Source organism: Pseudomonas sp. EA_65y_Pfl1_P113, assembly GCF_963970525.1.
Taxonomy (GTDB): domain Bacteria; phylum Pseudomonadota; class Gammaproteobacteria; order Pseudomonadales; family Pseudomonadaceae; genus Aquipseudomonas; species Aquipseudomonas tritici.
Genome location: NZ_CAXAQM010000636.1, coordinates 1 through 441, shown reverse-complemented (window position 1 = coordinate 441; position 441 = coordinate 1). Strand labels below are relative to the sequence as shown.

Annotated in this window: 1 protein-coding gene; it reads right to left on the bottom strand. The window is 57.4% G+C overall.

Annotated elements, in window-relative coordinates; all coding sequences use genetic code 11:
* Positions 1–255 (bottom strand): MucR family transcriptional regulator (locus AACY52_RS31485; RefSeq protein ID WP_339561575.1); only part of this gene is annotated, 255 nt, incomplete at its 3' end.
* Between the last annotated feature and the right edge of the window lie 186 nt (positions 256–441).

The window sequence follows — 441 nt, the reverse complement described above, 5'->3', positions numbered from 1 at the left end:
CGAGAGGATGTGGTCCTTCGACGCGAGCGATTTACGCACCGTGACGGCTGGAGTGAACTGCTCAGCCTCTTCGGATTCGTCGCTTGCGGTATCCGTAGCACCGCCTTTTGCGCCAAGCTCTGTGATCGTCGCGTGCATCGCGCGCAGGAAGGCCGGAACATCGTCTGCAGCAACGCGATTGCTGTTGTTGCCGAGCCAGGCGATGGTCAGTTCAGTGGCGAGTTCGACGGCATTCAATGGTGTTTCGTCAGTCATTCGGGTTCTGTCCAATGGAAGCTTTCAGCGGGCGTCAGTAGCAAGCTGGCGGCGCAATAGCCAATACTGGCTATTACGTGCTCGCTTGAGAGGCATTCTTATCGCCGTCAGATGTCTCGAACATGTCTGCAAAGGCGCGTTTCCCGCGTCTTCGCCACAGCACCAGCATCTGTTCTTGATCGTCGC